This window comes from Calidithermus timidus DSM 17022, assembly GCF_000373205.1.
Taxonomy (GTDB): Bacteria; Deinococcota; Deinococci; order Deinococcales; family Thermaceae; genus Calidithermus; species Calidithermus timidus.
In genome coordinates this window covers 182636-204541 of the sequence record NZ_KB890688.1, presented here as the reverse complement: position 1 = coordinate 204541, position 21906 = coordinate 182636, and the positions used below count along the sequence as shown (strand labels likewise).

Below are 21906 nucleotides of genomic sequence, written 5' to 3'. Positions count from 1 at the left end.
AGCGGCCTTCTTCCTTCAGTCGCCGAAGTATTCATAGCTGCGCTCGCCCTCGAGCCCCAACATCAGGTCGAGGTTCTGCACCGCCGCGCCCGAGGCTCCCTTGCCCAGGTTGTCGAAGCGGGCGATGAGCAGGGCTTGCTCTCGAGCCGGGTTCTCGTAGACGAAGAGCTCCATGCGGTTGGTGCCGTTGAGGGTTTGGGGGTCGAGCACGGGGTTGTGGGCGCCATAGGTCTCCAGCGGCATCACCGTGACGAAGCGCCGGCCCCGGTAGTGCTCGCTCAAGGCCGCGTGCAGCTCAGTAGCCTTCACCGGCTTCGGCAGGGCCCACAGATGCACCGGGATCACGATGAGCATGCCCTGGGCGAAGCGGCCTACCGCCGGGGTGAAGATGGGTTCGCGGGTGAGGCGGGCGTACTTGGTCATCTCGGGCACGTGCTTGTGGGTGAGCTCGAGGCCATAGGCGCGGTAATCCCCGGCCAGGCGGTGCTCACCGCGGCCCTCCATGGCCTCGATGAGCTGCCGCCCGCCCCCGCTGTAGCCCGAGGTTCCCTGCACCGAAGCCGCGAAGTCGTGGGGCAGGAGCCCGGCGTCCACCAGCGGGCGCAAGAGGCCGATGGCTCCGGTGGGGTAGCAGCCGGGGTTGGAGACGAAGCGGGCCCGACGGATTTGCTCCGGCTGGGCGGGGCTCATCTCGGGGAAGCCGTAGACCCAGCCCTCGGCCACCCGGTGCGCGGAGCTGGCATCGAGGATGCGGGTCTGTGGGTTTTCCACCAGGCCCACCGTCGCTCTGGCCACGTCGTCGTGCAGGCAGAGGATGGCCACGTCGGCCTCGTTGATCAGGCGCTTGCGCTCGAGTTCGTCCTTGCGCTTGGCCGGGTCGATGGAGAGCAGCTCGAGGTCGTCGCGCCCCAGCAGCCGCCCCCGGATCTGCAGGCCGGTGGTCCCGGCCTCGCCGTCGATGAAGACCTTGGGCTTTCTCATCAATGTTTACCAGGACAGCGCGAGGGGCGCGTCAGGAAAAGCCAGGGGAGCTACCGGCTCGGCGGGGTCGTGATCCAAATGGGACAGGTAACGGCTGCCCTTGGGCTGGCGGTAGACCTCGAGGGTGGTTGCGGCGGCCTCGAGCGCGAGGTACACGTCCTGAGCCTGGGGGTGTTCATGGCGATAATCGGCCACTCGGATCAGGGCCAGGTCGGGCTGAGGCATGGAGTGCTGGCCCAGGCGGAGGGGGTTCTGGGTGCTAACCAGGGCCCTGCCCCGGAAATTCTCGTAGAGCGCGTCCTGAAACTTGCGTACCAGCGTGGCGTGAAGCGGTCCTATGGCCGGCATCTCGTAGACGACCCCCTCGATGAGTTCATAGCGTCTATCCGGCGGCAAGTTCAGGCGGTAGAAATCTTCCACCGTCAATTTGTAACGACGGGATGGAGTCTGAGGCTCACGTACCGCCATGGTCTCAGTCTACCCCCTCAGCCTAGGAGATGGTACAGCAGCGCCTTCTGGGCGTGCAGACGGTTTTCAGCTTGGTCGAAGACCCGGCTCTTGGGGTGCAGGGTGGCCTCCTCCACCACCTCCTCGCCGTAGTGGGCCGGCAGGCAGTGCAGGAAGATGCCGTCCGGGGCGATGAGTTCCAGCATGGCCGGGGTCACCTGGAAGCCCGCGAAGTCCTTGATCTTGCGCCGCTGGCTGGCTTCCTGCTCCTGGCCCATGCTCACCCACACGTCGGTGTAGAGCACCTGGGCACCTTCGGCGGCCTCGAGGGGATCGTGGGTGAGGGTGATGTCGGCCCCGCGCTGCAGCGCGTCGAGCAGGATGACGGCGTTGGGCTCGTAGCCGCGCGGGGTGGCGATGGTGAGCTTGGCCCCCGAGAGCACCGCGCACTGGATGTGGGCGTTGGCCATGTTGTTGCCGTCGCCGATGTAGGCCACGCGCAGGCCCCGGGTGTCGGGGAAGGACTCCTCGATGGTCTGGTAGTCGGCCATGAGCTGCACGGGGTGCAGCAGGTCGGAGAGACCGTTGATGACGGGCTTGGAGGAGTAGCGGGCGAGCTCTTCGAGCGTGGAGTGCAGGTAGACCCGCGCCATGATGGCCTCCACCCAGCGCTCGAGGTTCATGGCGATGTCGCGCACCGGCTCGCGCGTGCCCAGGCCGATCTCGGCGTTGGTGAGGTTCACCGCGTGCCCGCCGAGCTGGTTCATGGCCACCTCGAAGGTGGTGCGGGTGCGTAAGGAAGGCTTCTCGAAGATCATGGCCAGGGTTTGGCCCTCGAGGGGGCGTTGGCCCTTAAACTCGCCCCGCTTCATGGCGTGAGCGGTATCCAGCACCGCCCGGTACTCCTGGGGTGAGAGGTCGAGGTTGGAGAGGAAGTCGCGGCCTTTGAGGCTCTGTACGGGTTTGAGGGTTTCGAGCACGGTGTGCCTCCACGTTGAACGCACACTTATGCGTCCAGAGAGCGTGATTATACATCAAGGCCGCCGTGTGCGCGCTCATCCCCCCACGTGCACCACCGGGCGGCGGGAGGGATCGGGCTCGGCCTGGCGCAGGATTTCGCGGGTCATGGGGGGCACGTCGCCCTCGCCAAAGGCCAGGAAGGTGAAAGCTTTGAAGATAGGGCTGGACTCGCTCCACTCGAAGTAGATATGGGGGATTTTGCCGGTCTGGTCGCGCACGTAGAGCAAGAAGGCGGCGATGGCGTTGGGGATGGAGGGGCTTTGTATGCGGATGATGGGATAATCCCCTACCTCGACTCCCCAAACCTTGAGCACGTCGGAAAAGTCGGAGGCGTCGGGCACGAAAACCTCGAGGAAGGCCACGGGGTCTTTGGGCGGGATGTGGGTGAGCCGCCGCACGACGGCCTCCTTGGAGGAGTACTCCCCGATGTCACCCCGCTGACGGTGGTTGGCGATGAAGCGGATTTCGCCCTGGGCCAGATTGCGGATGATGCGCCGGGCCTCGGCGTCCACCTCCACCCGCTCTGCGCGCAGCTCCGTCGAGCGCACGATGCGCGAGACGATCGAGACCACCATCACCCCGACGATGAAGAAGGAGGCGATCTGGAGGCCGCTGAGGTTCCCCAGCACGATCACCACAGAAGTGTAGATGAAGACCAGGCTCACCAGCCCAAAACCTGCTGCCGCCCAGGTCTGCTTTTTGTGCAGCGCTGAGAGGGTGACGGCAACGGCGGCTGAGGTCATCAGCGCCAGGACGCCCGTGGCGTAGGCCCCGGCCTGGGCATCCACGTCGGCGCGGAAGGCCAGGGTAACCGCGAGGCAGATGGCGGTGAAGATCAGGGTGAGGGGACGGGTGGCCCTGGCCCAGTCAGGGGCCATGCCGTAGCGGGGCAGGTAGCGCGGAGTGATGTTGAGCAGCCCGGCCATGGCCGAGGCCCCCGCGAACCACAGGATCAGGATGGTGCTGAGGTCGTATAAGCTGCCGAAGAGCTCGCCCAGGTGCTCATGGGCCAGATAGGCCAAGGCCCGCCCGTTGGCCTCCCCGCCGGGCTGAAAAGCTTCAGGTGGGATGAGCACCGTGGTGACGAAGGCGCTGGTGATGAGCATGAAGCTCATGATCAAGGCGGCGGTGGTCAGCAGCTTGCGCGAGTTCTCGATACGCCCCTTGGGGTAGCGGGGGTCGTCGTCGGGGTAGCCTCGCACCAGGGGCATGACCACCACCCCGGTCTCGAAGCCCGACAAGCCCAGCGCCAACTTGGGGAACACCAGCAAGGAAGCTCCGATCACCGCGCCCACCGAGCTGTAGTCGATGCTCAGGCGTCCGGTCCAGTTGGCGATGAGCGAGGGATCGGCCAGGATGAGGCGGAAGCCCTCGAGCACCACCACCAGGCTCGAGCCGATGTAGAAGACCACCAACACCACCGCGATGCCGATGGCCTCCTTGAAACCGATGAGGAACACCCCGCCCAGCAGGACCACCAGCAACAGGGTGAGGGGGAGCTGATGCTGCATCCAGGCCGGCACGAAGGGGTTTTCGATGATGTGCTTGGCCGCATCCGCCGCCGAAAGGGTGATGGTGATGACAAAACCCGTGGCCACGAAGCCGATCAGGGCCAACACCACGAACTTGCCCACCCAGCCCTCGAGCAATCGCTCGAGCATGGAGATCGAGCCGTCACCGTGGGGGCTCTCCCCGGCTACCCGGCGGTACATGGGCAGGGCCCCCAAAAGCGTCACCAGCACCAGTACCAAGGTGGCGATGGGCGAGAGCGCGCCCGCGGCCAGCGCGGCGATCCCCGGCTGGTAGCCCAGGGTGGAGAAGTAGTCCACCCCGGTCAGGCACATCACCCGGTACCAAGGGTGGGTATGCTGGGGCTCGGTCTTGGGGGTTTCGGGGGTGTAGAAGCCTTCGGTGCTCTGTTGAGGCAGGCCCTGCAGCAGCCAGCGCACAAAGGAGTTGAGTTGAGGTTTGGCTCGAGCCATAAGGCGTAGCCGCAGCTACAGGGGCTTAGTGTACACCCCCACGAGGAGCTCGGTTCGGTCCCGGCTCAGTCTGCCGCTACTGGGCGTCCCGACAGGGAATTGGCGATCTCGGGAATGCGGGCCAAGAAGGCACCGGTGGGACTGTTGGTGAGGGCTACCTGCTCGGGGGTGCCTTCGGCGACGATCTCCCCACCGCGGGCTCCCCCTTCAGGGCCCAGGTCGATGACCCAGTCGGAGGTTTTGACCACGTCCATATTGTGCTCGATGACCACCACGGTGTTTCCGGCATCTACCAGGCGGTGCAGCACGTTGAGCAGCTTGGATACGTCCTCAAAGTGCAAGCCCGTAGTGGGCTCATCGAGGATGTAGAGGGTGCGGCCTGTAGCCTTGCGGCCCAGCTCGGTAGCCAGCTTGATGCGCTGGGCCTCGCCACCGGAGAGGGTAGGCGAGGGCTGGCCGAGCTTCATGTAGCCCAGACCCACGTCGAGCATGAGCTGGAGCTTACGGGCGATGGTGGGCACATTCTCGAAGAAGGCCAAGCCCTCCTCGACGGTCATGTCGAGCACGTCGGCGATGGACTTGCCGCGGAACTTGACCTCGAGCGTCTCCTTGTTGTAGCGCTTGCCTTTACACACCTCGCACTGCACGTAGAGGTCGGGCAGGAAGAGCATCTCGATCTTCTTGGTGCCATCCCCGCCGCAGGCTTCGCAGCGCCCCCCCTTGACGTTGAAGCTGAAGCGCCCGGCCTGGTAGCCCCGCTTACGGGCTTCGGGGGTCTTGGTGAAGAGGTCGCGGATCTCGTCGAAGATGCCGGTGTAGGTCGCGGGATTGGAGCGCGGGGTGCGCCCGATGGGCGACTGGTCGATCTCGATGACCTTGTCGAGGTGCTCTAAGCCTTCGATCTTGTCGAAGCGGCCAGGGATGGTCTTGGCCCGCATCAGATCGCGGGCCAGGGCCGCGTAGAGCACGTCGTGCACCAGGGTGCTCTTGCCCGAGCCCGAGGGCCCAGTGATGGCCACGAAGCGGCCCAGCGGAATCCGGAGGTCGACGCCCTTGAGGTTGTGCTCGCGAGCCCCGCGCACCACCAAGCTCTTGCCGTTGCCCTTGCGCCGGACCTTGGGTACCCCGATATGCCGGGTGCCCTTGAGGTAAGCCCCGGTGAGGCTGTTGGGGTTGTCGAGGATGTCCTGCAGGACCCCCTCGGCCACGATGTGCCCGCCGTGGATTCCGGCCCCTGGCCCCATGTCCACGATCCAATCGGCCTCGCGCATGGTGTCCTCGTCGTGCTCGACGACGAGTAGGGTATTGCCCAAGTTGCGCAGCTTCTTCAGCGTGCCGATGAGGCGCTGGTTATCCTTGGGATGCAACCCGATGGAGGGCTCGTCGAGCACGTAGAGCACCCCGGTGAGGCCCGAGCCCACCTGGGTCGCCAGGCGGATGCGCTGGGCCTCGCCGCCCGAGAGGGTGTTGGCGGCGCGGTCGAGGGTGAGGTAGTCGAGGCCGACGTCCTCGAGGAAACCCAGCCGACTGGTGATCTCGCGCCAGATGGGGGCGGCCACCTGGAGCTGGAACTCGTTGAGGTCGCGCTTCTCCAGCGGCTCGGCCAGGCCTTCGATGGGGATGCGGAACTCGGCCAGGCGCTCGCAGGCCTCGATGACGCGGTTCTGGCCCAGCGCCTCGAAGAATTGCCGGGCCTCGCGCACGGGGAGGTTGGAAACATCGGCGATGTTGAACAGCCCCACCCGCACCGACAGCACCTCCTTCTTGTAGCGCGTGCCCGAGCAGGCCGGGCAAGGCTGGAGGGTCATGTAGGCCTCCAGCGCCTCGCGCAAACCCTCAGACTCGGTCTCCTGGTAGCGCTTCTCGAGCCAGGGGATGACCCCCTCGTAGTGCACCTGGAAGCGCAGCGTCTCGCGCCCGCCCCGTCGGAACACCACTTCAAAGGGCTCGCTCAGCCCGTGGATCACCGCCTCCTGCGCCGCAGGGGGCAGTTCCTTGAAGGGGGCCTTCATGTCGAAGCCCATGTGCTCGGCCAGCGCCCGCAGACGGTCCCAGAGGTAGCCCTTGCCGTTGTCGCGGCCCTTGGACCAGGGGATGATGGCCCCTTCGGCCAGGGAGAGCTCGGGGTTGACCACCAGTGCCGGGTCGAAGACCTGGTTGTAGCCCAGCCCCGAGCAGTCGGGACAGGCGCCGTAGGGAGCGTTGAAGGAGAAGATGCGCGGCTCGAGCTCCTCGAGCACGCTACCGTGCTCGGGGCAGGCGAACTTCTCGGAGAAGAGTTCCTCACTCCCGTCATCGGGGTAGAGCACCCGCATCAGGCCCTCCCCGCGCAGCAGCGCCAGCTCGACCGACTCGGCGATGCGGCTGCGCTCCTCGGCCTTGAGCACCACCCGGTCGATCACCAGGTCGATGTCGTGCTTCTCGTACTTCTCGAGCTTGAGCCCCAGGGCCTCCTCGAGGGTGTAGATCACCCCGTCCACCCGCACTCGGGCGTAACCCTCCTTCTGAAGCTGCAAGAACTCCTTGCGGTACTCGCCCTTGCGCCCACGCACCACCGGAGCCATCAGGATCGCACGGGTGCCCTCGGGGCGGCGGAAGAGTCGGTCGGTGATCTCCGAGGCCGACTGCCGCTCGATGGGCCGCCCGCAGTGGGGACAAAAAGCCGTACCCACCCGGGCAAAGAGCAAGCGCAGATAGTCGTGGACCTCGGTCACGGTACCCACCGTCGAGCGGGGGTTGTGGGAGGTGGTCTTCTGGTCGATGGAGATGGCCGGAGAAAGCCCTTCGATGCTGTCAACGTCAGGCTTTTCCATCACCCCCAAAAACTGGCGGGCGTAGCTCGAGAGGCTCTCCACGTAGCGCCGCTGACCCTCGGCATAAATGGTGTCGAAGGCCAGGGTGCTCTTGCCCGAGCCCGAGACCCCCGTAATGACGATGAACTGCCCGCGGGGCAGTTCAACGGTAATGTTCTTCAGATTGTGTTCCCGCGCTCCACGAACGATGATGCGGTCCATCCGGTGGAGTATAACACCGGTTCTGGGTTATGTAAATAACATATACAAACCCCCACTGCCGGGTGTATGATGCAAGATTGCCGACGCGGGCCCTAAGCGGTGAGCGGTAAGCTAGGGGGCCTTAGGGATTTGCCATGAAATACACCATTCTGACCCTTTTCCCCAACCTGATCCGGCCCTGGCTCGAGGAGTCGCTCATCGCCAAGGCCCTCGAGCGGGGGTTGCTCGAGGTCGAGGTGCGCGACATCCGCGAGCACGCTACCGACAGGCACCGCACCGTGGATGACACCCCCTACGGCGGCGGAGCAGGCATGGTGATGCGGGTAGACGTGGTGGTGAGGGCCATCGAAGCTGCCGGGCCCGCCGACGAGGTGATCTTGCTGACCCCGGCGGGACAGACCTTCAACCAGCGCATGGCCGAGGAGCTGGCGAGCAAGGAGCATCTGGTGCTGGTGTGCGGCCGCTACGAGGGCATCGACGCGCGGGTCGAGCGCTTCGTCAGCCGCGAGGTCTCCATCGGGGACTACGTGCTGATGGGCGGCGAGTTGGGCGCACTGGTGCTGCTGGAGGCCACCTCGAGGCTCGTCCCCGGCGTGATCAAGGAGGCCCAGAGCCACCAGCAGGACTCCTTCGTGCAGGGCCTGCTGGACTACCCCCACTACACCCGCCCTCCCGAGTTCCGTGGCCTGGTCGTGCCGGAAGTCCTGACCTCAGGCCACCACGCCAAGATCGCCGAGTGGCGACGCAAGCAAGCCCTGCTGCGCACCAAGCAGCGCCGCCCCGACCTGCTGGAGCGGGCTGAGCTGACGGCGAAGGATTTGATGTGGCTCGAGGAGGAGGCGTGAAGTACGTCGGAGGCGAAACGCCGTTAGCTAAACGCAGAACGCGGGACGTACGCCACCCGCAAGGGGTTTGACTCACTCCCTTCGCGGCTGCTATACTTTCCCGCTGTGCCGAGTGTCGCGCCCTGCGTGGCACGCTCGAGGCCTAAAGACCCAAGAACCCGTCGCCCTTGCGGCGCAAGCAAAGGTTCCGCTGGGAACAGGAGCAGACCATGAACCGTGGTGCCCTTCTCAAAGTTGTCGAAAAGCAGTACACCCGCAGCGACATCCCCGCCTTCCGCCCCGGAGACACCGTGAGGGTCAACTACAAGGTGCGCGAAGGCAACCGCACCCGCATTCAGGCCTACGAAGGCGTGGTGATCAAGATCAAGCGCAACGGCTTTAACTCCTCCTTCACCGTGCGCAAGATCTCCTTCGGCGAGGGTGTGGAGCGGGTCTTCCCCTTCAACTCCCCCCTCATCGACTCCGTCCAGGTCACCGGCTACGGCAAGGTGCGCCGGGCCAAGCTCTACTACCTGCGCGACCTGCGCGGCAAGGCTGCGCGCATCAAGACCGACCGTACCCGCCTGGGGGGCAAGGCCGAAGAGGCCCCTGCCGAAAGCAAATAAAGCTCCCTCCTCCCATCGATGCCCTGGCCGCAAGCCGGGGCATTGCTGCTTTTATCCCTTTTTCCTCGAGCCCACATCGTTTAGGCTTGACAGCATGACCACGCTGGAAGCAAGCCAGAAGATCGGCAATTACCGGGTGCTGGAGGTCAAACCCCTCCCCCATCTCCAAGGCCAGTACATCCGCCTGGAGCACGAGCCCACCGGGGCTCGGCACATCCACATTGCCTGCCCCGACAACAACAACGCCTTCTGCGTCAGTTTCCCCACCGTACCCGAAGACTCCACCGGCATCGCCCACGTCCTCGAGCACATCGTGCTGGCGGGTTCCAAACGCTTCCCGGTGCGCGACCCCTTCTTCAGCATGATCCCGCGCTCGCTGGCCACCTTCATGAATGCGCTCACCTTCCCCGACCGCACCAGCTACCCCTTCTCCACGCGGGTCGAGAAGGACTACTACAACCTGCTCGAGGTCTACCTCGACGCCTGCTTCTTCCCCCGCATCGACTACGAAGCCTTCCGGCAGGAGGGTTGGCACTACCGCTTTGCCGAGCCGGAGAACCCGGCCTCACCCTTGCAGTACAGCGGGGTGGTCTTCAACGAGATGAAAGGCGCGATGTCCACGCCGGCCAATGTCATGTTCCGCAGCCTGGGCCAGGCCATCTTCCCCGGCCTCACCTACGCCCACAACTCCGGCGGCGACCCCCGCCACATCCCCGAGCTGACCTGGGAAGCGCTCAAGGCCTTCCATGCGCGGCACTACCACCCCTCCAACGCCTACTTCTACACCTACGGCAACCTGCCGCTGGAAAAGACGCTGGGCTACATCGAGCGCTACGCCCTCTCGCGCTTCAGCCCGATTGACCCTGGCACCGCTATCCCCGACCAGGTGCGCTTCAGCGCACCTCGGCGGCACGAGGCTAGCTATCCCCTGGCCCCCAGCGAGAACCCCCACAAGAAGTCGCAGGTGCTGGTGGCCTGGCTCACCACCTTCGTGGGGGACGTGGTGGAGGTGCTGGGGCTCTCGGTGCTGGAGCGTGTGCTGTTGGCCAACGCCGCTTCGCCCCTGCGTAAGGCACTGCTGGAGAGCAAAATCGGCGAGGCTCTGGCCGATGGCACCGGCTTCAACACCGTCTTCCGCGAGGCGGTCTTCGCCGCAGGGCTCAAGGGGGTCAACCCCGAGGACGTCGAGGCCATCGAGGGGCTGATTCTGGATACGCTGCGCGAGCTGGTGGAGAAGGGCGTGGACCAGGGCATGGTGGACGCGGCCATTCACCGCATGGAGCTCGAGTCGCGCGAGGTCTCCAACCAGGGCTTCCCCTACGCGCTCAAGGTCTTCTTCCAGATGGCGGGGCCCTATCTCCACGGGGGCGACCCTTACCTAGCCCTCCAGTTCGACGCAGCGCTGGAGCAGCTGCAAGCCGAGCGTGCCAGGGGGCCTTTCTTCGAAAGGCTCATCCGCAAGCACCTCCTCGACAACCCCCACCGCGCCACCATCGTGCTCAAGCCCGACCAGTCCCTCACCGAGCGGCAGGAGCGCGAGGAGCGGGAGAAGCTGGAGCGCATCCGAGCCACGCTAAGCCAGGCCGAAGCACGGCGCATCGTCGAGGAGGCCAAAACCCTCAAGCTGCGGCAGGAGGCCAAGGAGGACCGCTCGGTACTGCCGACGCTCGAGCTCTCCGACATCCCCACCAGCCTCGAGGACGTGCCCCACACGCTCAAGACGGTGCAGGGGGTAACCGTGGGCCTCTTCCCCCAACCCACAAACGGCATCAGCTACCTGGACTTGAGCTTCGACCTCCGTGGGCTGAGCGACGCCCACCTCGAGTTGTTGCCGCTCTTTGCCTTCACGCTGCCGCGTATGGGCGGGGGAAGGAGCGATTACCTCGAGATGGCCGCCCGCATCGAAGCCCACACCGGGGGCCTGAGCGCCGGGGCCTCGCTGCGCTCGCTACCGGAAGACTACAACGCCTTCCGCCAGTCCTTCGGCCTCTCCGGCAAGGCCCTCTACCGCAACCACGCCGGGTTCTTTTCCATCCTGCGCGACCTGCTCACCGCGCTGCGCTGGGACAGGGCCCACCTCAAGAACCTGTTGGGACAGCTCAAGGCCAGCTATGAGGCCCAGGTCGTGCAGGCAGGGCACCTCTACGCCATGCGGCTCGCCGCGCAACAATTCGGCGGGGTGGCAGCGCTGCGCGAGCGGCTGGAGGGCCTCTCCCAGCTCGCCACCCTCAAGCGCCTGGCTGCCCTCGACGAAAGCGGGCTGGAGCGCTTGCTGGACGACCTCGAGGCCATCCGTCAGCAGCTGTTCCGGCGTGGGGGGCTGCGGGTGTGCGTGACGGCGGAGGAGCCGGTGCTGGAAGAGCTCGAGGGGCGGCTCGAGGAACTCCTGGCCGCTCTGCAGGACGGGACGGGAGCGCCGGAGGCAAGCCAGCGCAAGCTGCCGGAGCGTAACCTACTCCCTCAGGCCCGCACCACCGCCGTGGCCGTGGCCTACGACGCCAAGCTCTTCCAAACCGTGCCCTACACTCACCCCGACGCGCCCGCACTGCAAGCTCTGGCCAACTTGCTGCGCTCGGAGTACTTGCACAAGGAAATCCGCGAGAAGGGCGGGGCTTACGGGGGTTTCGCCGTCTTCAACCCCGAGAGCGGCTTGTTCGGCCTGCTCTCCTACCGCGACCCCCACATCGTGCGCACCTTCGAGGTCTTCGCGGGAATCCACGACTTCTTAAACCAGGGCATCGAGGCTGAGAAGGTCAAGGAGGCGATCCTGGCTGCGGCGGGCGATATCGACCCCCTGCTCTCCCCCGACTCCAAGGGCCGCACCCGCTTCTTCGACGACCTGAGCGGGTACACGCTGGAGAAGAAGCGGCAGTACAAGGAGCGGCTTCTGCAGGTGAGGCCGGAGGATTTGCGCCGGGTAGCCCAAGAGTACCTCTCGGGCGAGGCCGCGCTGGCGGTGATCGGCAGCGAGGAAAAGGTTAAGGAAGCCAATCAATCCATGCTGAGGCCCTTCGAAGTGGCGGCAATTTAGGCCCGCCAGGGCGTGAGTATCGCTTCCAGCCGGGCGAAGGTCCAGTCCAGGAGGATCGCCAGCAAGGCCACCGCAATCGCTCCCTCGCTCACGAAAGCCTGGTTGCCAACCGCCAGCCCCGCCACGATAGGCACTCCCAGACCTCCCCCGCCGATCAGCGGAGCCACCGTCGCCGTGGCTAGGACGAGCACCACGCTGGTGCGGATACCGGAGAGGATGACCGGGAGGGCCAGGGGAATTTCGACCCGCCAAAGGCGTTGGAGGGGAGAATAGCCCACGCCGCTGGCCGCCTCGAGCACGTCCTGTGGCACGGCGGCGAGCCCCTCGAGGGTGTTGCGCACCACCGGCAGCAGCCCGTAGAGAAACAGTGCCAGGATCGCTCCGTTGGGGCCGAAGCCCACGAAAGGCAGGGCCAGGGCCAGCACCGCCACCGGAGGAAAGGTCTGGCCTACGGCCACCAAGTTCTCGACCAGGGGCCGAAACGCCGCCCCCGAGGGCCGGGCAACCCAGATCGCCAGCGGCAACCCTACCAGCAGCACCAAGAACCCGGCGGTTGCGGTGATGGCGAGGTGCTCCAACGCCAGAGCCAGCAGGGTCTGGCGCTCAAAGAGCGGGGTCTGGTTGGGAAACAGCGCGGCCAAGGTTTGTTTCCAGAGGTCTTGGTAAGCGAACAACCCCATCGACAGTCCCCAGGCCATCGCCGGGGCGATCAGGGAGGTGATCTTTAGGGGGCGGACCCAGGGCACGCTCAGTCCTCCGAAGCCACCCGCAGCAGGGTCTCCAGCCGCACTTGCCCCACCGCATTGCCTTGCCCATCGGTCACGGCAACGCTGCGGGTTCCCTGGGCCAGCAACGCCGAGAAGGCTTCGCGGGCCATGGCGCCCAGCGGAACCGAGACCGCCGGAACTTGGCCGTTGAAGGGTTCGACCAACCCCTCCAAAGGGATGCGCGAAAGCCGCAGCAGGGTGCGCGAGGGACCGATGAACTCCCGCACGAAGGGGGTCTTGGGATCGCGCAACAGGGCGTCGGGATCGTCGTACTGCTCGACTTTGCCGTGGTTCATCAGACAGATCCGGTCGGCGAGCTTGACCGCCTCCTCGAGGTCGTGCGTTACGAACAGCACGGTCTTCTTGAGGCTGGCCTGGAGCTTGAGGAACTCGTCTTGCAGGCGTTCGCGGGTGGGCGGGTCCACCGCGCCGAAGGGCTCGTCCATCAACAGCACCGCCGGATCTGCCGCCAGCGCCCGCGCCAGCCCCACCCGCTGGGCCTGCCCGCCGGAGAGTTCGCGGGGGTAGCGGCTGGCGAAGACCGCAGGCTCCAGACCCACCAGCCCCAGCATCTCGCGGGCGCGCGCCTCACGCCTCGAGCGCTCCCAACCGAGCAGGCGCGGCACCACCAGCACGTTTTCCAGCACGCTCATGTGGGGGAAGAGCCCGATGCTCTGGATCACGTAGCCGATCCCCCGACGCAGTTCCTCGGGGTTCAGCCGCCGCACGTCCTCCCCACCCAGGTAGACCCTTCCCTCGGTGGGTTCAACCAGGCGGTTGACCGTGCGCAGCAGGGTAGTCTTGCCGCAGCCCGAAGGGCCCAGCAAAACCACGACCTGACCCTGGGCAACCTCGAGGCTCACCCCCCCGAGGGCCTCGAAGTCCCCGTAGCGCTTGACGACCTCCTCAAAGCGAATCATGCCAAAAGCCCCAGACGACGGCGCAGCACCAGCCCGATACCCCGCAAAAGCCCGTCGGCCAGCAGGGCCAGGGCAATCACCGGCAGCGCACCCACCAACACCATGTCGTCGGCTCCGCTCTGCACGCCTTGCAGGATGAAGTAGCCCAGCCCCCGCGCCCCGATCAGCGCGGCCACCGTGGTGATGCCGATGGTGAGCACCAGCGCTCCCCGGATGCCCTCGAGGACCAGCGGCGAGGCCAAGGGCAGCTCTACCCGCCAGAAGAGCTGGCGGCTGCTCATGCCCATGCCCCGGCCCGCGTCGCGCACGGCTTCGGGGACCGCCCGCAGGCCGGTGTAGGTGCTGACCACCACCGGCAGCAGGGCATAGAGGGTGAGGGCCAGCACCGCCGGGGCCGCCCCGATGCCCCGCACCCCGGCAGCGGCCAGGGGCTGAGACAGCGCTAGCCGCAGAGGTTCAGGCCCCAGCAGGTTGAACAGCAGGGTTCCGCCCAGCGCCAAAGCCAGCAGCCCCGCCGGGAAGGCCACCACCAGCCCCAGCGAGGGGCTGACAGCCCACAGCAGGCGGCTGAACAACAACCCCGCCGTGATCACCCCCAGGGCCAGCCCGAGGCTCACCCCCTGCCCGAGCTGAGCCAGGATGGGCAGCAGCAGGCCAAAAAGGGCCAGCGAGGGAATGGTCTGCAAGAAAGCGCTCAGGCTCAGCACCCAGCCGAAGCGGGCGCTGCGGGCAGCCAGGACGCCGAGGGGGATACCCACCAGCAGGGCCTGCAACACCGCGCCCCCAGCCATCGCCAGGTGCCGCCAGGCCTCGAGAGCGAGCTGCTCTCCATAAGCCGCCCCCTCGACCACCGGGGCCAGGGGCTGGAAGCTTCCCGCTAGCAGGGCCATCAGAAGCGCCAGGGGAAGGGTCAGAGGAATCCAGCGCCGGGCTTCAGGGGGCGTGCCCACCGAGGCCGAGTACAGCGCCAGCAAGGTCAGCCAGAAACCCGCGGCCAGGCTGGCCCGCGCCACCCCGGACTCCCCCTCGAGCAAGTCCCTGGCCACCGCCCCACCCAGCACGGCCCAGCCCAGCGTGAGCAGACCCAGCAGCAGCGGATAAGCCACCCGGCGCAGCCAGGGCAGCGCCAGCCAGCCTGCGGCCAGGACCACGGCGAGGCCGGGCTCGAGGCCCCATACCCCCACCCCTGTCCCCTCGAGCAACCGGTTGGGTTTGAGGGCGATCCAGGGCAGCACCAGGGAAAGCAGGCCTAACCCGGCAGCCAGCAGGGCTACCGGATTGGGCTCACGCGAGCACAGCACGCAGCGCTCCTACTTGATCAGGCCCTTTTTCTTGAGGTACTCGGCGGCCACGTCGGCGGCCCTCTTACCCAGGGTCACCTGAGCGTTGAGGTCGGAGAGCACCTCCTCGCTGAGGGAGGCGAAGAGCGGGTTGATCAGGGTGGCGAGTTCAGGGTACTTGTCAAAGATGGCCTTGCGCACGGTGATGGCTGGCTGATAGACCGCAACCGCGCCCTGGGGATCGGTGAGGGCCACCAGGCCCAGCGTGGCGATGGCTCCGTCGGTGCCGTAGGCCATGGCCGCGTTGACGTTGTTGGTGCCCCGTGCTGCCGCGGTCTCGGTCTGGGTAGTGTCGCCGCCGGGCAGGATGAGGAGCTGTTCGGGCTTGAGCTTGAAACCGTAGACCCGCTCGAAGGCTTTGAGTGCATCGTCGCGCTCGACGAACTCCTGGCTGGCGGCGAGCTTGAGTGGCTTGCCGGCGTTGACGTAGCGGGCGAAGTCGGCCATGGTCTTTAGGCCTTCCTTCTCGGCCAGGGTCTTGGGCACGGCAATGGCCCAGGTGTTGTTGGCGGGAGCCGGGTTGAGCCAGACGATGCCATTCTTTGCGTCGAGTTCCTTGACCTTTTCGAAAGCCCTCTTGGCATCACGGGTAAGGGCCGCGTCGATCTGGGCTTCGGGGAAGAATTGCGTCAGGGCAGTGCCGGTGTACTCGGGATAGAGATCGATTTCACCGGAGGTGAGGGCCTTGCGCACGATGTTGGTGGTACCGGTGCGGCAGCGGTCGTTGACCCTGAACCCGGCGGCCTCGAGCCGCAGCTTGACCATCTGGCACAGCACCTCTCCCTCGGTATCGATCTTGGAGCCGATGGTGATGGGGCCCTTCTGGGCCAGCACGAGACCCATCCCCAGAGCGATCAACAACGCGAAGACACCCTTCACTTAAACCTCCTCGAGGTACTGCTTAGGTTTGTAACATAACACTTCAGCCTCAGTAGTATGTCAGCGAGCTTACTCAACAACCGCTTGATGAACAGCCGAATAAGAACGTACCCCTTGTCTCCTGGCTCATTAGTGCGGCGTGAAGAAGAAGGCAAAGCCCAGCAGAGCATAAACACCCAGCAGCAAGAAGCCCTCCAGCCAGTTGCTCTCCCCGTCGCGCACCACCGCGTTGGTTGCCAGGATGCTAGCGGCGAGGGCGGCGAGCTCGAGGGGGTTGTGGAAGACCAAGTCCATGGGCTGCCCGGCGAAGTAGCCCACCAGCACCAGGATGGGGGCCACCAGCAAGGCGATCTGCAGCGAGGAACCCACCGCGATCTGCACCGCCAGGTCCATCTTATTCTTCACGGCGAAGAGCACCGCTGCGAAGTGCTCGGCGGCATTGCCCACCAGGGGAATGAGGATGATGCCCACGAAGAACTCCGAAAGCCCCAGCGCCTCAGTGGCAGCCTCGAGGCTGCCCACCAAAAACTCGGCCATCACCGCCACCCCCACCGTGGCCGCCCCCAGTACGCCGACGGCGAAGGGCGCGCTCCAGGTGGCCTCGTGCTCGAGGTGGGATTCGTCATACCCGCTGAGCAGGTCCTTGTGGGTGCGCAGGGTGAAGTAGATGTTGGCCAGATAGATCAGGATCAGCACCCCCGCCGTGGCCAGGCTGAATAGCTCGTCGGGCAGGCTAGGATCGAGCACTTTGAAGAAAGCGCGCTCGGCAAGGTCGAAGAAGGTGGGCAACATGAAGGCGATGAGGGTGAGGGTCAGCAGCGTGGCGGAGAGCCCGGCGGCATGGGCATTGAAGTTCTGGCGCAGGTAGCGTAGGCCACCCAGGAAGATGGATAACCCCAGCACCAGCAGCAAGTTGGAGAGGATGGAACCGGTGATGCTGGCCTTGACGACCTCGAGCTTGCCCGCCAGCAGGGCTACGACCGCGATGATCAGCTCGGCAGCGTTGCCGAAGGTGGCGTTGAGCAGCCCCCCCACCGTGCTCCCGGCCCGAGCGGCCAGCTCCTCGGTGGCCTGGCCCATCCAGCTCGCCAGGGGCAGCAGCGCCAATGCCGAGACCAAAAAGATCCAGACCGCCGGAGCGTGGGTGAACTCGAGCGCGATGGCCAGGGGAATGAACACCAGCATGCCGTAGCGAAACACGGGCGCATTCTACCCGTTCAGCGTTTCGCATTTTGCATACGACCCGTTTTTGGCTATGCCCTCAACTATTCAAGGCTTAAATACGATCTTGGCCCCCCCACGTCTGGCTGCACGGATGGCCTCGGGCCAGGCCTCGAGGCCGAACTGCCGGCCTACCAGGACTTCAATACCCTCCATCTCGGGCAGCAGTTTGACTGCCGTGGCAAAGGCATCCCAATTGTAGGCGTAGCTGCCCATGAGCCGCACCTCGCGAAACCAATAGGGCGAAAAGTCGTGCAACGCACTAGCGGGTGAGCCCAGGAGCAAGATGCGGCCCCCTTCGGCCACGGCCCAACTCGCCTCCTGCAAGGCCGCAGGGTTGCCGGAAGCCTCGATGACCGCACCGAAGCCGCCGCGCCAACCCCGCCGACCCAGCACTCCCCGATAGCTCTGGTACTTCTGAGCTTTCTGGGCCTCACGCACCGAGAAATAGATCACGCTGGCCCCGAAAGCCCTGGCCCACTGCGCAGCGTGGCTGCGCCGAACCACGGCGTGGATGGGGCCTTCGAAGCCCAGCACCCGCAAAAGCGCAATCGAGAGCAGGCCAATGGTTCCCCCCCCAATCACCAGGATTTCCTCGGGCCAGTCCTTCGCCAGGACCTGCTGGATGCCGTGCACCGCAACCGCGAGCGGCTCTGCCAGCACTGCCCGCTCGTCCGGAACGCTCTCGGCGATGGGGAAAATCCGTTCACGGTGGGCCACGATGCGCTCACTCCAGCCGCCGGGCAAGTCGGAGCAGTAACCCAGCATGCCAGGGCGAAAGTTTCCCTCGCTGAGGTTGCGGCAGCGGTGGTCCTCGCCCTTGGCGCAGGCCGGGCAGTCGGGCAGACCCCGCTCGAGGCAGGTTAGCAGGGGATTGACCACCACCCGCACTCCGCCCAACTCGGCCAGGATCTCATGGCCCAACACCGCCGGGAAGGAGTAGAAGGGCGACAGCGCGGGGGAAGTCCTCCCGTAGATCAGGTCCAAATCGGAAGCGCATATGCCTGCCAGGCGCACCTTAAGCCGCTCGAAGCCCCGCGGAGGAATTGGTTCGGGCAGGTAGACGAGGTGTAGGGGCAGCCCCCGCACGGGATAGCGCCGACCCATGAGCCTGGCAAAGGCGTAGCGGGGAAGCGAAGGGGCAAAACTCAGGGCGCGCATCATGGCCCGGCTGCCACTGGCTAGCTGTGTGGTGGCTCGAGCGGGCAAGGCAGGGGCCTGAAGCATAAACCTGGTTCTAGCTTACCGCTTCCCGCTAAAGGCCAAGCCAAAACCCCAACGCGGCAGGCATCACAGCGCGTAGCGCAGCATGGCCCAAGCTACCAGCAGCCCCCGGGCCGACCAGGCAAAGGTGCGGACCCAGTTGGCCTGTATAAGCAGGCTGAGGTCCCGGGGGTCGAAGCGCCGTGCGAGTCTTTTCTGCAGCGGAGCCTGCACCAGCAGCCCCCACGCCCAGATCAGCGCCAGCAGGGCCATCCCCAGGGCAAACACCCACGATGGAATCCAGCCTGGCGGGAAGATCAGCAAGAAGGCCCCGGTAAGGAGTTCAATCATCATCAGCGTTCCCATCACCTGGGGCAAAAGCACGCTGTGGTTGGCCTCGTAGGCCGAAAAATCGTCCTTGCCTACCTTGGCGAAGAGGGGCAGGTACACGATCTGAAGTACCCAGATCAGACCCACCAGCGCCCAGGTGGCGCAAAAGTGCGAAAGGATGATAAAGCGCATACCCGCAACCCAGTTAAGCTGATTTTCCTTTGCCTGGGGCCCCCGCGGGAAGCGTATCGGGATGGCCGAACTCAACCATGTTGCGAAGCTTCCCGTGGGGTACTTAAATCACCCTTCGCCGCGCCTCGCTCAGCAGCAAGCTCGCCACCAGGCACAGCGCTGCCGCGATGACCGCATAGCCGGTGGCCTCGTCACGGCGGTAATGCCACACCAGCGAATGACTGAGGCTGCTGTAAAGCTGCTTGAGCTTATCGGCGGAATCGACGAAGTAGTAGTTGCCGCCGGTCTTACGGGCGATCGCGCGCAGCGTTTCCTCGTCGAAACGGGCGGCCCACCACAGGCGGGGCTCGATTCCCTCGATTGGCCCGTCGCTGGCCGTACCGACGCCGACGGTGTGCACCACGACCTGTTGCCGCGCGGCCTCATCGGCGGCCTCGAGCGGGTCCATACCGCCAAAGTTGCGCCCGTCGGAGAGCAGGATGATGGTCGTGAGCTTGCGGGGGTCCTCGCCGGTGGCCAGGCGCTCTGCGAGACTGGGCAGGGCGCGCAGGCTCTCCATGATGCCGTCGCCGATGGTGGTGCCGTAATCCATGTTCAACAGGTTGACCGCCTCCATCACCCGGTAGTGCTCGCTGGTGAGCGGAACCACCAAGCGGGCATAGCGGGCGAAGATCACCAGGCCCACCCTCGCCCCCTCGGGCAGCTCCCGCACGAAGGTTTTCACCGCGTTCTGGGCAGCGATGAAGCGGCTGGGCTTGACATCACCTGCCGCCATCGAACGGCTCACGTCGAGGGCGAGCATCACGCCAGCCCTGGGGTCGGCCTGGGGAATGGCCAGGCTGGGACGAGCCAGGGCCACGATCAGCAAGCCCAGCGAGGCCAGGTACAGCAAAGCCGGTAAGTAGCGCGACCACCGGTGACCCTCAGACGAGGCCCGCAACAGCAAGGCCAGGTCGGGGTACAGAGCCACCGTCTCGGCCCTCAGACGCAGGTTGTGACGATAGACCCACACGAACAGCGGCAGCAGCGCCAGCAAGAGCAGTGCCCAGGGCCAGGTCAGGCTCATTCACACCACCCTTCTACGAGAAAACGCCGTCAGGAGCAGTCCCAACGGGTTGAGAAAAGCCATCCCCCACCCCTAGGGCACCCTGCGCTGCCAGTGCAGGTTGAGCGCACCGGCCAGCATCAACAGGACCAGGGCCACCCCCGAGAGCAAGGCCGAGATCTCGGTGCGGGTGGGCTCCCAGCGAATCACCGTGCCCACTTCAGCAAAGACCTCCCGCAGCGCCTCCTGGCTGGGGGCGTAGGTGTATTTGCCATCGGTTTCCTGCGCCAGGGTTTGCAGGGTTCGAGGCTCGAAGGGCACGAAGTAGTTCTGGCCATTGAGCTGCATGATGGCCCCACCCTCGCGCCCTACGCCCACGGTGTAGACCCTCACCTTCCACTGCGAGGCGAAGCGGGTGGCGATGCGCAGCCCGTCGCCAGCCGAGATCTCCGGGTTGGGGCTGGTATTGTTGACCCCGTCGGAGATGATCAGGATGGCTCCCGGCGGCATCTTCTCGGGTTGTGGGGCCGGCGGGGTGGAAGGCTGAGCGTCGGGAAGGCTGAACATGCGCGGGGTGAGCTCTTCGGGGGGCCTGACGTCCTTGCGCCCCGGCAACATGCGCACCCCGGTCACCACCGCCGAGGCCAGCGAGGTGTTCTGGGCGATCTTGAGCTGGGCGATGGCCTCGCGCAAGCGCTCGCGGTCGGTGGTGGGAGGTACCAGCACCGTAGCTACGTCGGAGAAGCTCGCCAGCCCGATCTGGGTGGTTGGAGGGGCCAGTTTGAGGAATTCCAGTGCGATGGCCCGTGCAGCCTCGAGGCGGTTGGGGTTGAGGTCGCTGGCCAGCATTGAGCGGGAGGTATCTATGGCCAGCACCACCGCCGCCTTGTTCACCGGCAGGGGCAGCGGGGCGACGGGGCGGGCTGCCGCGAAGAGCAGCACCCCCAAAGCCAGAAGCTGGAGGGCCAGCGGCCAGCGGCGGTGAGCCCTGGAGGCCGGGCGCAGCACACTCCCCAGCAGATGCGCATCGGCGAAGGCCTGGGCAGTGCGTTCACGGCGGCGCTCGAGGCCCCACAGCACCAGGGCGGTGAGGGGCAACAGCAGCAGCGCCAGCAGCAGCGCAGGCCAGGTGAAGCTCATACGGACCTCCTCCCCTTGCGGCGAAGGGTGAACCTCAGCAGCGGCTGCACCAGTTCCTGGGCCGTGGAAAGCTCGAGGTAATCCACCCGGGCAGCCCTGAAGGCCCGCAGCAGGCCCTCCTCACGCTGCTTGACCAGCGCCGCGTGGGCCGCGCGCACCCTGAGATCGTCGGTGTCGAGCCAGACCTCTTCGCCGCTCTCGGGATCGCGCAGGCGGATCTCGCCCGCTTTGGGCAGCTCCCGCTCGGCAGGATCGAAGATGCGCACCGCGATGGTCTCGTGGCGCTGAGCCAGGCGGCGCAGGGCACTTTCCCAGCTCTTATCCTCGTCGAGGAAGTCGGAGACCACGAAGATCAAAGCCTTCCGCCGCAAGCTCTTGCTGAGGTGCTCGAGCCCCTCGCCCAGGCTCGAGCGCCTTCCCTCGAGGGAGGACATACCCATCAGCGAGTCCAGGATGCGCAAGGTCTGCTGGCGACCACTGCGCGGGGGGATCAGGTGAAGGCGGCCATCGCCCAGGGCCACCGCCCCCACCTTGTCCCCGTGGCGGATCACGATGGAAGCGGCTGTGGCGGCGAATTCCAGCGCCAGCTCGCTCTTGAGCACCCGGCGGGTGCCAAAGCGCATCGAGGCTGAACAGTCCACCACCAGCCAAGCGGTGATCTCACGTTCCTCGCGGTACTGCCGCACGTGCAGGGTACCGGTGCGGGCGGTCACGTTCCAGTCGATCCGGCGCACCTCGTCGCCTGGCTGATACTGCCGTACCTCGGCCAGGTCGAGGCTGGGACCGTAGAACACCCCGCTGTAATCCCCGAACAAGAAGCCATCCAGTCGCCGCAGCACGGTGAACTGCAAGCGCCGCAGCAGCTCGGCGGCCGGCGGCTTCACCCGCAGGCCCGAAGGGGGCGGGGGGCCGGCCATCGGGGGTGGTGGGATAGAAGAGCGTCT

General features: G+C 65.9%; 18 protein-coding genes. 3 read left to right on the top strand and 15 right to left on the bottom strand.

Annotation, left to right across the window (positions count from 1 at the left end; all coding sequences use genetic code 11):
- Nucleotides 1–15 precede the first annotated feature (15 nt).
- From argC to uvrA, 5 genes are all read right to left on the bottom strand, one after another.
- Nucleotides 16–981: an N-acetyl-gamma-glutamyl-phosphate reductase gene (gene argC / locus B047_RS0104175; protein WP_018465701.1), complete on the bottom strand. Its 966-nt coding sequence runs from the start codon at nucleotides 979–981 to the stop codon at nucleotides 16–18.
- Nucleotides 982–987: 6 nt separating this feature from the next.
- Nucleotides 988–1449: a Uma2 family endonuclease gene (locus B047_RS16250; RefSeq protein ID WP_084784927.1), complete on the bottom strand. Its 462-nt coding sequence runs from the start codon at nucleotides 1447–1449 to the stop codon at nucleotides 988–990.
- A gap of 17 nt (nucleotides 1450–1466) precedes the next feature.
- On the bottom strand, nucleotides 1467–2408 hold the full coding sequence (gene argF, locus B047_RS0104165; RefSeq protein ID WP_018465699.1) for an ornithine carbamoyltransferase: 942 nt from the start codon (nucleotides 2406–2408) through the stop codon (nucleotides 1467–1469).
- A gap of 75 nt (nucleotides 2409–2483) precedes the next feature.
- The gene (locus tag B047_RS0104160; protein WP_018465698.1) at nucleotides 2484–4430 is read right to left on the bottom strand and encodes an APC family permease; all 1947 of its coding nucleotides are present in this window, start codon (nucleotides 4428–4430) and stop codon (nucleotides 2484–2486) included.
- 65 nt (nucleotides 4431–4495) lie between these two features.
- Nucleotides 4496–7444, bottom strand: a complete 2949-nt coding sequence (uvrA, locus tag B047_RS0104155; RefSeq protein ID WP_018465697.1) for an excinuclease ABC subunit UvrA — start codon at nucleotides 7442–7444, stop codon at nucleotides 4496–4498.
- A 134-nt stretch (nucleotides 7445–7578) separates the two neighbouring features.
- Between uvrA and trmD the strand changes: the two genes are divergently transcribed.
- From trmD to B047_RS16240, 3 genes are all read left to right on the top strand, one after another.
- Nucleotides 7579–8289 (top strand): tRNA (guanosine(37)-N1)-methyltransferase TrmD, encoded by a 711-nt coding sequence (gene trmD / locus B047_RS0104150; RefSeq protein WP_018465696.1) that lies wholly within the window; start codon nucleotides 7579–7581, stop codon nucleotides 8287–8289.
- A 209-nt stretch (nucleotides 8290–8498) separates the two neighbouring features.
- Complete coding sequence (gene rplS, locus B047_RS16245) at nucleotides 8499–8894, top strand: 50S ribosomal protein L19 (protein ID WP_040779327.1); 396 nt, start codon at nucleotides 8499–8501, stop codon at nucleotides 8892–8894.
- A 94-nt stretch (nucleotides 8895–8988) separates the two neighbouring features.
- On the top strand, nucleotides 8989–11925 hold the full coding sequence (locus B047_RS16240) for an insulinase family protein (RefSeq protein WP_018465694.1): 2937 nt from the start codon (nucleotides 8989–8991) through the stop codon (nucleotides 11923–11925).
- Here B047_RS16240 and B047_RS0104135 read toward each other — a convergent pair.
- From B047_RS0104135 to B047_RS0104090, 10 genes are all read right to left on the bottom strand, one after another.
- Nucleotides 11922–12671, bottom strand: coding sequence for an ABC transporter permease (locus B047_RS0104135; protein ID WP_018465693.1), 750 nt, complete (start codon nucleotides 12669–12671; stop codon nucleotides 11922–11924). The genes B047_RS16240 and B047_RS0104135 overlap by 4 nt on opposite strands.
- Before the next feature lie 2 nt (nucleotides 12672–12673).
- Nucleotides 12674–13612, bottom strand: a complete 939-nt coding sequence (locus B047_RS0104130; RefSeq protein ID WP_018465692.1) for an ABC transporter ATP-binding protein — start codon at nucleotides 13610–13612, stop codon at nucleotides 12674–12676.
- Nucleotides 13609–14913 carry an ABC transporter permease gene (locus tag B047_RS0104125; RefSeq protein WP_018465691.1) on the bottom strand — a complete coding sequence of 435 codons (1305 nt, stop codon included), beginning with the start codon at nucleotides 14911–14913 and terminating at the stop codon, nucleotides 13609–13611. The genes B047_RS0104130 and B047_RS0104125 overlap by 4 nt, the downstream gene beginning before the upstream one ends.
- A 9-nt stretch (nucleotides 14914–14922) precedes the next feature.
- Complete coding sequence (locus tag B047_RS0104120; protein WP_018465690.1) at nucleotides 14923–15831, bottom strand: ABC transporter substrate-binding protein; 909 nt, start codon at nucleotides 15829–15831, stop codon at nucleotides 14923–14925.
- A 129-nt stretch (nucleotides 15832–15960) separates the two neighbouring features.
- Entirely contained in the window at nucleotides 15961–17031 is a 1071-nt protein-coding gene (gene cax / locus B047_RS0104115) for a calcium/proton exchanger (RefSeq protein ID WP_018465689.1), read from the bottom strand.
- Nucleotides 17032–17100: 69 nt separating this feature from the next.
- On the bottom strand, nucleotides 17101–18213 hold the full coding sequence (locus B047_RS0104110) for a zinc-dependent alcohol dehydrogenase (RefSeq protein WP_026234565.1): 1113 nt from the start codon (nucleotides 18211–18213) through the stop codon (nucleotides 17101–17103).
- A gap of 129 nt (nucleotides 18214–18342) precedes the next feature.
- Complete coding sequence (locus B047_RS0104105; protein WP_018465687.1) at nucleotides 18343–18777, bottom strand: hypothetical protein; 435 nt, start codon at nucleotides 18775–18777, stop codon at nucleotides 18343–18345.
- 103 nt (nucleotides 18778–18880) lie between these two features.
- Entirely contained in the window at nucleotides 18881–19843 is a 963-nt protein-coding gene (locus B047_RS0104100; protein ID WP_018465686.1) for a VWA domain-containing protein, read from the bottom strand.
- 72 nt (nucleotides 19844–19915) lie between these two features.
- Complete coding sequence (locus B047_RS0104095; protein WP_018465685.1) at nucleotides 19916–20962, bottom strand: VWA domain-containing protein; 1047 nt, start codon at nucleotides 20960–20962, stop codon at nucleotides 19916–19918.
- Nucleotides 20959–21879, bottom strand: coding sequence for a DUF58 domain-containing protein (locus B047_RS0104090; protein WP_018465684.1), 921 nt, complete (start codon nucleotides 21877–21879; stop codon nucleotides 20959–20961). The genes B047_RS0104095 and B047_RS0104090 overlap by 4 nt, the downstream gene beginning before the upstream one ends.
- Between the last annotated feature and the right edge of the window lie 27 nt (nucleotides 21880–21906).